15 protein-coding genes are annotated in these 13,620 nt (G+C 60.3%); 5 read left to right on the top strand and 10 right to left on the bottom strand.

Annotation, left to right across the window (positions count from 1 at the left end; translation table 11 throughout):
* Positions 1-253, top strand: a 253-nt coding sequence (locus ACKVY0_RS03260; RefSeq protein WP_409213359.1) for a hypothetical protein, incomplete at its 5' end; no start/stop codon positions are given.
* 91 nt (positions 254-344) lie between these two features.
* On the opposite strand, the gene cas2 is transcribed toward ACKVY0_RS03260, so the two are convergent.
* Genes cas2 through ACKVY0_RS03240 form a run of 4 tightly spaced genes read right to left on the bottom strand, consistent with a single transcriptional unit; the run spans position 345 to position 3,065 of the window.
* Entirely contained in the window at positions 345-635 is a 291-nt protein-coding gene (gene cas2, locus ACKVY0_RS03255; RefSeq protein WP_409213358.1) for a CRISPR-associated endonuclease Cas2, read from the bottom strand.
* A 47-nt stretch (positions 636-682) separates the two neighbouring features.
* A complete protein-coding gene (gene cas1c / locus ACKVY0_RS03250) occupies positions 683-1,711 on the bottom strand; it encodes a type I-C CRISPR-associated endonuclease Cas1c (RefSeq protein WP_409213357.1) in 1,029 nt (342 codons plus the stop codon).
* Positions 1,708-2,580: a CRISPR-associated protein Cas4 gene (gene cas4, locus ACKVY0_RS03245; protein WP_409213356.1), complete on the bottom strand. Its 873-nt coding sequence runs from the start codon at positions 2,578-2,580 to the stop codon at positions 1,708-1,710. Before cas4 ends, cas1c begins: the two co-directional genes overlap by 4 nt.
* 2 nt (positions 2,581-2,582) lie before the next feature.
* Positions 2,583-3,065, bottom strand: coding sequence for a hypothetical protein (locus ACKVY0_RS03240; RefSeq protein WP_409213355.1), 483 nt, complete (start codon positions 3,063-3,065; stop codon positions 2,583-2,585).
* A 15-nt stretch (positions 3,066-3,080) separates the two neighbouring features.
* Here ACKVY0_RS03240 and ACKVY0_RS03235 point away from each other — a divergent pair, with 15 nt between their 5' ends.
* Positions 3,081-3,344 carry a hypothetical protein gene (locus ACKVY0_RS03235; RefSeq protein WP_409213354.1) on the top strand — a complete coding sequence of 88 codons (264 nt, stop codon included), beginning with the start codon at positions 3,081-3,083 and terminating at the stop codon, positions 3,342-3,344.
* A 57-nt stretch (positions 3,345-3,401) separates the two neighbouring features.
* Here the strand turns inward: ACKVY0_RS03235 and ACKVY0_RS03230 are convergent, their stop codons facing one another.
* From ACKVY0_RS03230 to cas3, 5 genes are all read right to left on the bottom strand, one after another.
* Positions 3,402-4,025 (bottom strand): hypothetical protein, encoded by a 624-nt coding sequence (locus ACKVY0_RS03230; RefSeq protein ID WP_409213353.1) that lies wholly within the window; start codon positions 4,023-4,025, stop codon positions 3,402-3,404.
* Between the two features lie 117 nt (positions 4,026-4,142).
* Positions 4,143-5,225, bottom strand: a complete 1,083-nt coding sequence (gene cas7c / locus ACKVY0_RS03225; RefSeq protein ID WP_409213352.1) for a type I-C CRISPR-associated protein Cas7/Csd2 — start codon at positions 5,223-5,225, stop codon at positions 4,143-4,145.
* 30 nt (positions 5,226-5,255) lie between these two features.
* Positions 5,256-7,079: a type I-C CRISPR-associated protein Cas8c/Csd1 gene (cas8c, locus tag ACKVY0_RS03220; protein ID WP_409213351.1), complete on the bottom strand. Its 1,824-nt coding sequence runs from the start codon at positions 7,077-7,079 to the stop codon at positions 5,256-5,258.
* A gap of 2 nt (positions 7,080-7,081) precedes the next feature.
* On the bottom strand, positions 7,082-7,792 hold the full coding sequence (gene cas5c / locus ACKVY0_RS03215) for a type I-C CRISPR-associated protein Cas5c (protein ID WP_409213350.1): 711 nt from the start codon (positions 7,790-7,792) through the stop codon (positions 7,082-7,084).
* A gap of 3 nt (positions 7,793-7,795) precedes the next feature.
* The gene (gene cas3, locus ACKVY0_RS03210) at positions 7,796-10,012 is read right to left on the bottom strand and encodes a CRISPR-associated helicase Cas3' (RefSeq protein WP_409213349.1); all 2,217 of its coding nucleotides are present in this window, start codon (positions 10,010-10,012) and stop codon (positions 7,796-7,798) included.
* A gap of 291 nt (positions 10,013-10,303) precedes the next feature.
* On the opposite strand from cas3, the gene ACKVY0_RS03205 reads away from it, so the two are divergent.
* Positions 10,304-10,711, top strand: a complete 408-nt coding sequence (locus ACKVY0_RS03205; RefSeq protein ID WP_409213348.1) for a hypothetical protein — start codon at positions 10,304-10,306, stop codon at positions 10,709-10,711.
* A 130-nt stretch (positions 10,712-10,841) separates the two neighbouring features.
* Here the strand turns inward: ACKVY0_RS03205 and ACKVY0_RS03200 are convergent, their stop codons facing one another.
* Positions 10,842-11,147, bottom strand: coding sequence for a hypothetical protein (locus tag ACKVY0_RS03200; protein ID WP_409213347.1), 306 nt, complete (start codon positions 11,145-11,147; stop codon positions 10,842-10,844).
* Between the two features lie 226 nt (positions 11,148-11,373).
* Here ACKVY0_RS03200 and ACKVY0_RS03195 point away from each other — a divergent pair, with 226 nt between their 5' ends.
* Positions 11,374-12,084 (top strand): hypothetical protein, encoded by a 711-nt coding sequence (locus ACKVY0_RS03195; RefSeq protein WP_409213346.1) that lies wholly within the window; start codon positions 11,374-11,376, stop codon positions 12,082-12,084.
* Positions 12,085-12,317: 233 nt separating this feature from the next.
* Positions 12,318-13,247: a hypothetical protein gene (locus ACKVY0_RS03190; RefSeq protein WP_409213345.1), complete on the top strand. Its 930-nt coding sequence runs from the start codon at positions 12,318-12,320 to the stop codon at positions 13,245-13,247.
* The last annotated feature ends 373 nt before the right edge of the window (positions 13,248-13,620 follow it).

The following is a 13,620-nucleotide window of genomic DNA, read 5'->3' as shown; positions in this document are numbered from 1 at the left end:
CGCCGCCCTCACGGGCGGCGACTCCAACAATGATTTCATCGCGGGCAGTCGCGTGATGTTTCAATCCGCGCCGCCCTCACGGGCGGCGACACGCGAGCCGTGGTTCGCCATCAAGGCCGTCGCTGTTTCAATCCGCGCCGCCCTCACGGGCGGCGACTCTCCATACTTAAATCATCTCGTATTCGGCACAAGAACTCGCTATCCCGCGAACGCACTCGTTTGCCAGCCCTCGCTGGCTCCTACTTCCGTCTGATGTCTGTCAAAGAACTGATCGTGAGCACCCTTCGCCTTCCGCGAACCTCCTCTGTCTTACCCCACCGCTCCACGTTCGCGCAAGCTGGCACTTACACAATCAGCGGCCCCTCCACATTATACGACGCCTTGGCCCCCACATGATCCACGCGCCGCTCCCAATTGTTTCCGAGGTGATAGTAGCGCAAGCTGTCGTGTTCGGGATTGATGATCTTTTCCAGTCGCGCCCGCAACTCCACCATCTGCGCCGGGTCCAGCTTGCACTCGAAGACCGAGTTTTGCACGCGCTGCCCGTAGTCCAGGCAGGCCTTCGCCACCTGCCGCAGGCGGCGGGTGCCACCTTCCGTGCTCGTCGCTACGTCATAAGTGATTAGAACGTACATGGTTCAAGTTGGGGTTGGTCCACGCCCTTGCGGGCGCGGCTACGAGGTTATTTCCAAAGGAAAGCGGGATACGCATCATGATCGCCGCGCAGGTGACGCGCCAGCAGCCGGGCTTGCAAATGGCAGACCAGTCCGAGCGTCACTTTCTCGCCGAGAAACGGATGCTCCAGTTCCTGCTGCTTGCGCTCTTGATACGCCACCAGCACCGCCTTGCGTGTCGCCTCCTTCATCTCCACCGCGCCGGTTTCCTTGATGCTGAAACCGGCGGGAGTCACCTGCTGACGGTTGATCAGGGAAAGCACCAGCCGGTCCGCCAGCACGGGACGGAGTTCCTCCATGAGGTCGAGCGCCAGCGAGGCACGGCCTGGCCTGTCCCGATGCAGAAAGCCCACCTGCGGGTCCAGCCCCACCGTCTCGCACGCGCTGCGGCAGTCATGCGCCAGCATCGCATACAAAAACGACAGCAGCGCATTCACCGGGTCCGTCGGCGGACGCTTGTTCCGTCCCGTGAAGGTGAAGGCCGGATTGGTGATCAGATGCGGAAACACCTCGAAGTAGCGCTTCGCCGCATCGCCCTCGATCCCACGCAGCGTGTCCAGATTGTCCGCACGACTCGTCACCTGCGCGTTGTAAGCCAGCTCAATGCATGTCGCCTCCAGCGCCTTCGTGCGCTCCTCCCCGCCATGATCCCGCACCGCCCGCAGCAGCACCGTGCGCTGGTTGGCGATCTTCGCCGCGATCATGTGCCGTGCCACCGCCACACTGGCCGCTTCATCATCCGCCCGCCGATACTGCTCCCGCCGCAGCAGCACATTGCCGCTGGTGAAGCCGCGCACCGCCGCCTGAAACTTCCCATACGGCGTGCAGAAGGAAAGCGTCACTCCCGCTTCCGCACAGGCCGCCATCAGCGGTGCGCTGCATGAGATGTCCCAGCCCAGCGCCACGATGCCATCGAGGTTATGAAGCGGCACGCGGATCTTTGTTTCCTTGTCCACACGCACGATCACCGCCTCGCCGTCCTTGCCCAGCCAGGCACCGTCGAGAGTCACAAAGAGTGTGTTGAGGTGCTTTTTCATGGCGTTTTTTGTAGCGGAAGATGTGAGTCTTCCGTCAGGTGCTCGGCAGGCTCACGCCAGCCGCTACGAGGCCCCGCAAGATCCGCCATCTGCCGTTGAAACCACGCGCCGGCTCCTTTCTGAAACCGCATCGCCTGCGGCATGCACAGCTCAATCAACGAGCAGGCATCACACTTCCGCTCCTCATAGACGGCTGGCGGCGTTTCCCGGCTGTCGATGAGTTCATGCAGCCGCCGCGCCGCCTCCACCGTCAGCGCACGCAGTTCCTCATCAAAGATCACATCCATCCGCCGCCGCGTCTGGCCGTAGAAGAGGCGGCCTTCCCTGATCGTAGCCGCCTGCGCAAGCAGGTGGTCCGGCGGCTCCACGCCTGGGCAGGCGCAGCGACTCTCCACGTCCTGGCTACCGGCCGGGGATTCCACGTCCTGGCGGACGCAGCTACCAAACATCTCCTCCAGGCACAGCCCCTGCGCACAGAGCTGCACCTCATCCGCCCGGTGCGCCTTGGGCTTCCCGCGCTTGTATTCCACCGGGAGGATCAATTCACCGCTCAGGGGACTGAGCGGACCACCTTGGCTAGGCGGCACGCCCGCGCTCCTGTGAAACTCCACCACATCGCACTGCCCGGACAGTCCCAGCACCTCCGACTTCACCGCCAGCCCGCGCACGATGCGCACCCCAGCCTTCAGCTCATCCGGCCCGTCATGCGCCTTCTCATGCATCACGTTTCCCTCCGCCGTGAAGCGGTTCTCCGCCCACACCTGCTCCACATGAATCAGCGCACACTGCCGCTCACAGTAGAGCAGGTGTTGCAGCGCGGAGATGGGCAGGAGTTCCATGAGCAATGACGAATGGATGAAGGCTAGCACGGTTACAGCGCGATGTTTCCGCGATGCACATCGAGGTAATAAATGCCCAGGAACCTCAGCTCACGCAGCGCCGACTGCACAGCAGGCCAGTCGTCCTCATAGCGGCTTTCCCAAGTTTCCAGGCACTCCTGCCAAACCTCTTCGGGGAACTCCGGCGGCTCATCCAGATACGCCTGAGCAAAGTCCAGGATGAAGGGCCGGTCCACGATGCTCATCTCGATGGCCCGCCAGCGCTCCTCCGCGTGGATCAGCACCGGCACGTTAAATCCCGCCACCTCCGCCACCCCCAACTCCCCGAGCCGCTCGTAGCAGGCCCGCTCCAGCTTGAAGCCATGCGCATCCTGAATTTTCAGCGCCCAGGCACGTTTGCGGTTGTCACGCACTTTCCACACCCTACCATTCAGCCCAGCGCCGAGCTGCCCGGTGAGTTGAAAACCACGCAGCAGCGCATAAGCCTCTGCCATTTCGGTTTCATCTTCGTTCATAACCTCATCCTAACCATGTTCACCTCACGTCCAGCCCATTCTGCCCAGGTCAGCATGGTTCTCCACCTCGGAGCGCAGGACGTGCCCTTGGCACAAATGGGACCGGACTTCATCATCCTCAAGCAAGCACTCACGCAGGAGGCACGGCCCATGTCTGCCAGCATCACCTTGAAGGTGGATGAGCGGTTGGAAGAAATCCCAGTGGACTTCCCCCAAGGCATCCCCGCCGGGCAACGACGCGTAGCCCTCAGTGAAGTGAACGAAGCGGTGGCAGCGTGAAGTGACATGGAGGGAGAGCGGAGAAATGAGAGACTTGGAGAAGAGGAGACTTGGAGACTACGAGAGGACCAGTAAGCGTTCATTCCACACCTCCATGAGCGGCTGCCAGTCAAACCGGTCCGCCGCCTCCAGCGCCAGGAAGTACGCCGCACGCGCCGCCTCGCCTTCCGGGGCCAGTGTCACCCGTGGCAGGTCCAGCCGCCGCAGCAGCTCCGTCAGCAGCAGACGAATCGTCCGCCCGTTGAAATCCCGAAACGGATGGATCGTCAGAAAGCGCCCCTCCGCAAAGAAAAGGCCAACGGCCTTTCGGATTACAGCGAAGGGTTGGAGCGTAGCGCCAACCCTGGAGGTGGCTCGATCCGGGCGTGTGTCGCGCGAATCTTCTCCACCGGCACCGGTTGACTCGCTCGCGCCCCACGCTCTTCTCGCCCTGCGGGCAGCCAATGGCTGTCTATCTCGCCTCGGTCCCTTCGGCTCGGCTCCCCCTCGAAGGCCATGCTCCGCGCCACCTTCGCCGGGATGGTATCCCAGCGGCGGCGCAGGTGGACTCGCTCGCTCCCCGCTCGTCTCACCCTTCGGGCTGCCTGCGGCAGTCGGACTCGCCTCCGTCCCTCGGCTCATACCTCCTCCGGCGGCAGGGCGCGCCAGCGGGTGATGCTCTCCTTCGCGGTCATGGTTCATACAGTAGCGGCAGTTGGGAAAAGGGAAATCTCAAATCCAGCAGGTGGCCCGCATCGTCCCCGATGCGGTTCTGGATGAGCCCTTCATTCACCGCTCAGGGGACTGAGCGGACCACGGTCAGAGCCGGTCAATGATCTGCACTCCATTGGGCGGCGAACCGATGCTGACCTCATAGTCACCAAAGCTGCGCGGCACCTCAACGCCCGCCTTGCGCTTCACGGAGACGAGATCGAAGAGCTTGTTGGCCGGTGCATTGCCGAGCGGGGTGTCGTGCTGGAAGACGATGAGCTTCTGCGCAGACATGAGGCCGCGTGCGGCGGAACGATCATGCTCGAACATGTTCTTCAAGGCATCCCAAAACAGTTCCAAGTCGGCATCCGTGAAGCCCGTCTGCTTGGCGAGGAAGGGATTGATGAAGCCATGCGCCATGTAGAGGCCATACGGCACGGTGAACTTGCGGCCCATCGTGCGGTTGTCGCCGGATTGCTTATCTGCCTCTTTCTGTGTAGCCACAGCCATTCGCGTGATTGCATGTTCACTCACCACCACAGGGTCAATGGATCGGGCAAAGGACAATTGAATCGGACCACGCACTTGCCCGCAGTTCGGGGCCGACTTGAGAGCCATCACAGCCCCAAACGTCCGAATGTCATAATAATCACGGCACATCTGATCCCGTCCCGAGAGTGTTTCTTCTCGCGTCGGTTTTCTGCCCTTCGCTCCTTTCATCAGGTCCGTGATTAGTTTCTTGTGAGCCTTGCTCAATTCGCTCTCCTTCTCCTTCAACCATTCCTTGATAGCCTTCTTGTCGGCGGTGCCTTCAAGAACCAGCGAGAACTTGTCGTCATCTTCCTCTTCTAGCCGAATGCCCTCGGGCAGCCCAGCGTCCGTGAGTGTGTCATGGTCGCTTTCCTCGATCGTCTGCTTTGCGTCTTCGCCGAGCGAGATGTTGAGCTTGGCGAATGCTTTGGTGTGAGCGTCTCCGAGCACCGAGGCTTCCGCCACATAAATGCCGAAGGGCGATTCCATGTTCCGAGTGATCGTGACAAAGTTCCGCACCTTGCGCTTGAGACACACGTCGGTGACAAGGCCGTGGCCGGTTTCGGGGTCAATGCGTGGCAGATTCCCGGCATCGGGATCGCCGTTGGGGTTGCCGTCTTTAACGTCGAACAGGTAGATGAAGTCGTGGCGGTTGTTCATGGTGGTGTGGATTTGAGATTGATGGAGGGGTTAGGCTTTGGCGGTTTCGGTTTTGTCTTTCTTGGTGAAGAAGTCCTGGCGCTGGTGGTAGTAGCCGATGGCAAAGAGTCCCTGGCCTTCGAGCGGGAGATGCCCTGGCATCTTGTTCAGTCCGGTTTCCGGTGGAGGGAGCTTGGGATCACCAGCCATGATCTGCTGCACGAGACGTTCGCGATTCACCTTCTGCCCGCCTTCGAGCTTGCTGAGATGATGCTGATACGTTCGCAGCAGCCGTGGAAAGACCGTGCCGGGTGTGGCTGATGCAGCGCTGTAGAAGCGGTCGCGGATGGTGGCATTGATGCTGGGTAAGGCGTCTTCTTGAGTCTTCTCCAGAGCCGCAAACAAGCGGCCAAGCAGATAGGCGGGTTCGGTTCGGGTGGTGTCGAGGCTCATGGGAATGTCGAGTTGATGGTTGCGGATGAGAAAGGCTTTGAAGATGCAGGCACGGAGGAAGGTGATCTCGTGATCGGCTCGGATGCGATTGAGCACGGCGTTGAAAAGGCCTTGCGGGTAGCGACTGCCCGTGAGGATGGAGCGCATGAGAGGGCCAGAGAGCAGCGGCGGGATGTCTTTCGACTCGCGTCCGGTCTGACGAAGAATCTGCCACACGGCGGGGAATTCCGGGTCTTTGTCAGAGGATCGCTTCAAGCGCAGGGCGTCGTAATGCGACTTCAGTTTGTCCACCATCTGCCCCAGCGTCGCCACATGCCAGAAGCGCACCGAGAGACGCGAGGCATTGGGAGATAGGCCGAGGATGAAGAACTTCGTCTGCGGGTCATCGCCGAGCTTGGTCAACTCCGCACCACCGCCTTGCCGCAGGATTTCCATGAACATGCGCAAGCGTGTGGCGAGAGCCTTATCCTGCGAAGCCTCACCGTCTTCTTCCGGGTCGTTGCCTTGCAGGAAGTCAGCGAACAGGGATTCCGCCGCTGTCGGCTTCTCCGTCCAGAAGACGGTAGTGGCATCACCAATGATGACGCGATGCCGATGCGATTGCGGACCGCCCAGCATGGTGTTCAAGGCGTTGGCATAGTTGAACACAGCGGTCTGGCTGACGGGTGCGTTGTAACCTTGCTCGTCGTTGCGCCCATACGAATCGACGGCCTTCATATTGAAGGAGATGAGCAGCGCACCACTCGATTGCGCGCCTGCCACGCCCTTGATCGCAGGTTGGTGTGTCTGTGCGATGGGTAGCACTTCACCCGTCACGAGGCATTGTGCGATGAGATCCGGCTTCTCCGCGTTCTGCTGCTTCGCCCACCATTCTTTGATCGCAGGCATCTCATGAATGTAGTTCGTCGCGCCTAGGATCTGGAACACGCCAAAGCCGGTTTCGGCGAAATCATCAAGCTTCTCTTTGTATTTGAGTGCGTCCTTTGACTTCGGCTTCCAAGATTCAAGAAAGCGACATACCGCAGAGAATTCGGGAATACTGAGTTCCTTCTCCAGTGCGACATGCTTCTTGCGGAACTCCTCGTAAGCTTCCGCTGTCCTCGTTGGTTTATCATCTTCGGCCTTGTAGCCAAGCATGTAACCGCTGTTGTCCCACAAGAAGCAGGGAGTCAAACCTTGCCCGGGTGGCTTCGACTGCCCAGGGACCAGCACAGGACGGGAGAGTTGCGTGGTCTTTTCTTTGCCCGCCTTCGTCGTTTTAGTGCGTGTGATGCGAGCGTCCTGAATGTCCACCAACGTTCCATCTGGCTTGAGGACCACACAGAAGCTCACTTTCTGCGTGCTGTAACCGGGACGTGGCAACTCGTAGCTGGGATCATCCGCCAGCCGCTCATAGAGATCATTCAAGGCTTGGAGAATCATGGCTAGGCGAGGGCTTGGTGGAAGGGTGGGACTTCGATGATGCCGTTCTTCATCTCGGCACGGAAGAAGCGGGGCGTGGTGCTCTTCACAGCCTTGGTCTTCGGGTCTTGATCGAACTCCAGATCGTGCAGCATGAAGCCGAAATCCTTGTCACGCTCGCCAGCGGGCAGAGTCGATTCAGGCAAGGCACCATCAATCAACTCGAAGTTCACCGGGAACTCGCGGCAGCCGAAATAGGGATGGTGGAAGTATTGCCCGCCCTTCGCCCGTCGGTTGAAGATGCTCAGATGCTTGCCCGCGTTGTCATCACGCGATGCTTCCGGCCCATCCTTCTCGAAGCGCATGTCGGTGATCTCGAAATGCGCCTCAATCACATAGGCCACATCGCGCAGCACCAAGGCGGCGCGTTGCTGGCGGTCTTCCTCGATGATGATGCCGATGTCGCCCGTGCCAGCCTTCATCGCGCTCTTGGCCGTGGCAGCGGAGGCTTTGGACGCGACTTCATTGCGCCGGATGCTGGTGAACTGAACGGGCTTCAATACATGGATGCGGTCGATGACCCAACGGATTTGCGGCTTCCAGTAAATGGCCTCTAGGATGCCGCGTGCGCCGGAAGGTGTCATCACGTCATAACTGACGCGCTCGACCTTCATCTCCGGTCGGGTGAAGCAGGCGAAGTCGCCCCAGACTTTGAGTTTGATGCCGTAGGCCATGGTTCAGGAGAGGATGAGGGATTCGGGGTCGTAGGAGTCAATGGTGCCGAACGTGAGGCCCATCTGCGGATGGTAATCCACATCATTATTCAGCACATGAAAGCGGTCGTGATAGGTGGTGATGCTCTTGCCAAGATTGGCATTGAAGAGCGGCTCTGGGATGGAGACGATGAAGCGCTGCGCACGCCGGGCAAGCGGCCACTGCGCGCGGGGATCAAAGGCAGCCTTGATGTCGTCGCGCAGTTTCTCGCCGCGCTTCCCCCATGGGATGATGACGGACTGGTAGTTGCTTTCGATGAAGCGGAACTTCTCGGAGCAGGTCTTGAACATGTAGAGCAGCAAATTCTCTGCCGTCTCCGGCTGCTGGGTCGGCCAGCATTCCATGATCTTCTTCGCATCCATCTCTTTCTCGCGCTGCCAGTAGTGCATGCGGAAGTAATGCTCCACGGCAGCCAAACTCAGCACATCAGCATGTCCGGGCATCACCTGTTCCGCCACCTGCGCACTCTGGCGCAAGTAGCCTGCGGGGATGGCACGCTCAGGTTTGAAGACAAAAGTCTGCCCCATGCCTGCCAGCTTGCCCTCGCGATTGCAGCGGCCTGCTGCCTGCGCAATCGAGTCGAGGCCCGCGATGGAGCGATACACGACGGGGAAATCCAGATCGACTCCGGCTTCGATCAACTGCGTGGAGATCACCCGGCAGGGCAGACCGTCCTTCACCCGTTGCCTGATCATCGCGATGACCTCACTGCGATGCTCCGGGCACATGAGGGCGCTGAGATGCACGTTGTCTGCCAACTTTGGCAGCGCACGGAACAACTCCGCTGCGTGTCGGCGGGTGCTGACGATGCAGAGTGCCTGTGAATGCGTTTGCAGCAGCGGCACGAGTTCCACATCAGGCACGGTGTCAAGATTGGTGACCTCCACGCGTTTGAGCGCCGCATAGAGCTTCGGCGGATCAGGAATGATCTCGTGCGGCGCTGACAGGCCAATCTTGAAATCATCACGCTTCACAATCGCGGGCTGCGTCGCCGTGCAGAGCACCACACTGCTGCCGTAGTTTGTGCTCAACTGCTCCAGCGCCTTCAAGCAAGGCTGCATGTAGGTGATCGGAAGCGTCTGCGCTTCATCGAGAATGATCACACTCTTGGCGAGACGATGCAGCTTCCGACAGCGTGAGGTTTCTTTGGCATGAAGCGACTCGAAGAACTGCACGTTGGTCGTGACGATGAGCCGCGCATCCCAGTTCTCCGAAGCAAGGCGTGTGGTCTGCGTTACATGCTTCGAGTCAGGATCGAGATTCGAGTGATGCTCCAGGACCACATCATCTCCTAGCTCCGCCAAAGCATCACGAAACACCTCGGCATTCTGGTCGATGATGCTGGTGAATGGAATCACATACACCACGCGCTCCATGCCATGAAGGCGTGCGTGCTTGAGCGCAAAGGCCAGCGATGACAGCGTCTTCCCTCCCCCAGTCGGAACGGTGAGCGAGAACAAACCCGGCGGACGCTCCGCCGCATCAAGGCAGGCATTGAGAATGCCAAAACGCTGCTTCTGTACCTCCGTCTCAGCCTCACCAAACTTCGCGAGGTGCCGTTGCAAGCATTCCTCCATCGCTGAGATGGTGGGCAGACGATGCGGACGACGGGAAGACTTGCCTTTGTCCATGAAACGTTCCGTGCAGAGAAAGTCCGCATCCACGAGACACGAGAAAAGCATCCGCAGGAAGAAGCTCGTAGCATGACCGCTGACAAAAGCAAACCCCGGCGGCTTCGGCATTGGCGGCACGGCGGTGAAATCCGATGGCGCATCCGCCCAGACAGGAATGGGCTTCTTCAAGCGTGCTTCCAATGTTGAACCACCTGCCTCACTGCTCATGCCATCTGGCAAGCCCGCATGATGACCGGCGATGAGATAAGCCAGCAGTCTGCCCACGATCTTCACCGACCGATCCGCATGTTGAGCACCCGCCGTCGAGTGATCGACACGCCCAGGCATATCCTTCTCCTCCAGATGCGCTTCACTCGTGACCGCCTTCAAGTAATTCTGAAACTCCCGCGAATACTTCCCCAGATCATGCCATAGCCCCGCGAGACGGCCCCATTTCTCGGCTCCAAACGCAGCAGCGAACTCTCCCGCCAGCTCGGCCACTTCCTGAAGATGATCCTCCAGCAGCTCCCAAGGGCGGCCGTCGGTGGTGGTGTGGGCGAAGTGCATCGGTTGGTGGTGGGCTGATTATCGATGCATGCTAAAACAGGGGGTGGGACAAATGCTGGGGTGGGTGTGACTTTATTTTCGGGAAATCATTGGTCTTCCCTGCCGCTGCTGCACCTGCGTGACTCTGCCCTGGTAAATCCGGTTCATGGTGGGCCGAGGTTAGGGAGGCTGCTGGCGGGCGGCAAGGATCATCTGCCTGCCTGCGCGTGGATCCCGCCAAACTTTTTTGATTTCCTGCTTCCCGTCGGCTGCTTTTTTTGATTCAATCCGCAGTCGAAACTCTGTTTCCTCATGAAATCGAAGCGACACCGCGCGGCCCGGACCACACCGGCAGCTTCGCAGTCAGGTGGGCAGGAGGGCGGAGGGGAGGCTTTGCAGCGTGGGGAGAAGGCCCGGAGAGAGCCGGTGTTTCCGATCTCCCGCCAGGAGATCATCCAGCGCTGCCGGGCAAAGCCCCATGACATGCTCTGCGCGGGTGAGGCACTGGCGCTGATGGATCTGATGATTCACTTTCACCTGACGATCAAAAAGCTGCATGAGCTGACGCACGTGGCGCGGTCGATGATCCATGACATTCTGTGCATGGAGGCGGTGACGACCAATGACACCGTGGCGAAGCTGGGGCGGCCCTTTGGCATGCAGGCCATCGAGTTCCACCTGCTGGGCTTCTTTACCCTGCGCGCCGAAGTGTCTCCATAGCGGCATCGACTCCTGCCGGGATCGGGGGACACTGCGCCCATGAACGCGACGCTGACATCCAGACTGGCAGGAGAGGAGACCGGGAGACTGGGAATGCCCGATAACCGGCTCCACGGGCCAGTCGGCATGGCTAACGGATCGTCCAATCGTTCATCTGGCTCATCCAGCCGTTCATCTGGCTCGCCCAATCGTTCATCCGGCTCACCCAGTCGTTTGGCTGGCTCATCCAGCCGTTCATTCGGCTCGCCCAATCGTTCATCCGGCTCATCCAGTCGTTTGGCTGGCTCGTCCAGTCGTTCATCCGGCTCATCCAGTCGTTCATCTGGCTCGTCCAATCGTTTGGCTGGCTCGTCCATTCGTTCATCCGGCTCATCCAATCGCTTGGCTGGCTCGTCCAGCCGTTCACCTGGCTCGCCCAATCGTTCGACTGGCTCATCCAATCGTTCGACCGGCTCATCCCATTGTTCGGCTGGCTCGTCCAGCCGTTTGGCTGGGCAGGGCGGCGATCCACTCCTTTTCACCCCTTTCAAACCTCGGAGGGCCTGCTGATGGCGCTGTGGAACAGCGGCGTCACTTGGACTTCTGGGGCTCTGTGGTCGCCTGCGGCAACGCCGCCCGCTGCCACGCCTCGCAACCACCGAACCCACAAGAGACACACCCAAATGAAACGTAGCAACTATTACCCCAATCAACTGCCAGAGCGCCCGGAATGGCACACCAACTTTGCGGCCAAACTCCAGATCTACGGCCCCGCCCTCCCCCTGACCGCCGCCCAAATCAACGCGGCGGTGGCCGATAACCGCTACCTGGCCTACGGCCTGGGCGACTGGATCAGCAACGTGCGTGACTTTGCCCCAGCCTGCACCGCCGCGCTGGCCAACCTGGCCACCGGCACGGGAGGGGAGGCCTTTGTCTTCACCCCCTACAACACGCCCGTGCTGCCCACGCTGCCCGCCGGCATCACCGAGGTGCTGCCCGGCGCACTGGACCGCACCTTCCGCCTGGTGCAGGTGATCAAAGGCCTGCCCGGCTACACCGACGACATGGGCATGGACCTCGGCATCATCGGCGAGGAGGACACGGCGGAGCACACGCGCCCCGAGTTCACCCTGAAAGCGGAGGCGGGCGACGGCTGCAACTGCGTGCGAGTGCGGCACAAGAAATTCGGTCACTACGCGGTGGCCGTCTATGGCAAGCGCGGCAGCGGCAGCTTTGAGCTGCTGGGCATCTCCAAGGACACCCCGTTCCAAGACGCGCGCCCGCTGCTGGTGGCCGGACAGCCGGAGATCCGCGAGTACAAGCTGCGCTTCTGGGACGCCGGCACCGAGTCCGGCGACTGGACGGACGTGGCCAGCATCACCGTGAGCCCCTAGCACCGGAGGTGCAATCCTACTCGTCCTCGTCCTCGTCCTCGATTCTAACGCTCCGCTGACGCCCATGACAACCAAGCCCATGCTAAGATAGCTACAAGGCTGCTCCGAGATCTGGGGTGTAATTGGTACGCCGTGATCGAGGACGAGTTCGAGTAGGAGGACGAGGACGAGTTCGAGTTCGAGTTCGAGTAGGAGTAGGAGGACGAGCATCCAGCATCCAGCATCCAGCCGCCATGCCCTACGACCCCAACATTCCCCAACCCGGCACGGAGATCGACGCGGTGCAGATGCGCGCGCAGTTCAACGGCCTGAAGGATCTCATCGACACCATTCCCGCCGGACCGCCCGGCCAGAACGGCAGTGATGGGACGAGCGTCACTGGCGCGATCATTGATGGTACCAACACGCTCAATCCCGGTGATGCGGCGCAGGCCAGCGTGAGCTGGGATGGTGCCAATGTGCGCTTCATTTTTGGCATCCCCAAAGGCCAGGATGGCGTGAGCAGTCCGCCCATCACGAGCTTCATCGTGGATGGCGTGAGCACGCTCAATCCCGGTGAACCTGCCACGGTGCAGACGAGCTTCAATGGAGCGAGTGTGGGTTTCCTTTTCGGTATTCCGCGTGGGAATGACGGTACGAACGGCAGCAACGGCAGCGATGGCGGGCAAGGGCCGCCGTTTACGAACTTCATCGTCGATGGGGTAAATATGCTGAACCCGACTGATCCCGCGTCGGCGCAGGCGACGTTTGATGGCAGCGCGGTGCGGATGATCTTCAACCTGCCGCGTGGTTTTACCGGCAACGATGGTGGTACGGGTGCGCAGGGGGAGCCGGGGCCGCAGGGGCCGCCGTTCACGAACTTCGTCGTGGATGGGGTGAGCACACTCAACCCTGGTGATCCCGCAACGGTGAACGTGAGCTTTGACGGCACGGCGGTGCGGCTGAGCTTCGGAATACCCCGAGGCCAAGAGGGTCAAGCGGGTCAACAGGGTGCGCCGGGCGAGGTGACGAATGCGCAACTGACCACGGCGATCAACGGCACGAGCAGCAACAGCAACGCGGTGGCCGCGCTGGGAATGACCGTGAGCGATCCGCCGACGCAAAGCGAGATGCAGCAGATCGCGGATAAGATGGATGAGTTGATCCTGGCGCTGCGGCGGTAGAACGAGCGAAGTCGCGACCCCATCAACAATCCCGATCGCGGACGGGTTTGAGCAGGATTCATCCTTTGCGGTAGCTGCTACGGAGAATGCGGCAGTTGATGGTGCGGCAGTTGATGGTTGATGGTTGATGGTTGATGGTTGATAGCCTGACACTGAGGGTCTTGCGTGTGGGAGAGGTATTCACCTGCGGGGTGAAGTGCTGAGCCGTTCGCCAACGATTGATGTTCGCTGCGCGGCTTCGCAGCAGGCCTTCAACTATACCTCGCGTCATCGGGTTTTGTGATTTCCCACAGATTCAGAAAACCCGCAGATTTGTTTTCAGACTCATGCAATCTGTGGGTTATCTGAATCTGTGGGATTCATGCATTTTCAC

It is taken from the genome of Prosthecobacter sp., from assembly GCF_046154365.1.
In the GTDB taxonomy this organism is placed as follows: domain Bacteria; phylum Verrucomicrobiota; class Verrucomicrobiia; order Verrucomicrobiales; family Verrucomicrobiaceae; genus Prosthecobacter.
Note: the sequence above shows the minus strand (reverse complement) of the source record. Positions and strands in the feature narration are given on the sequence as shown.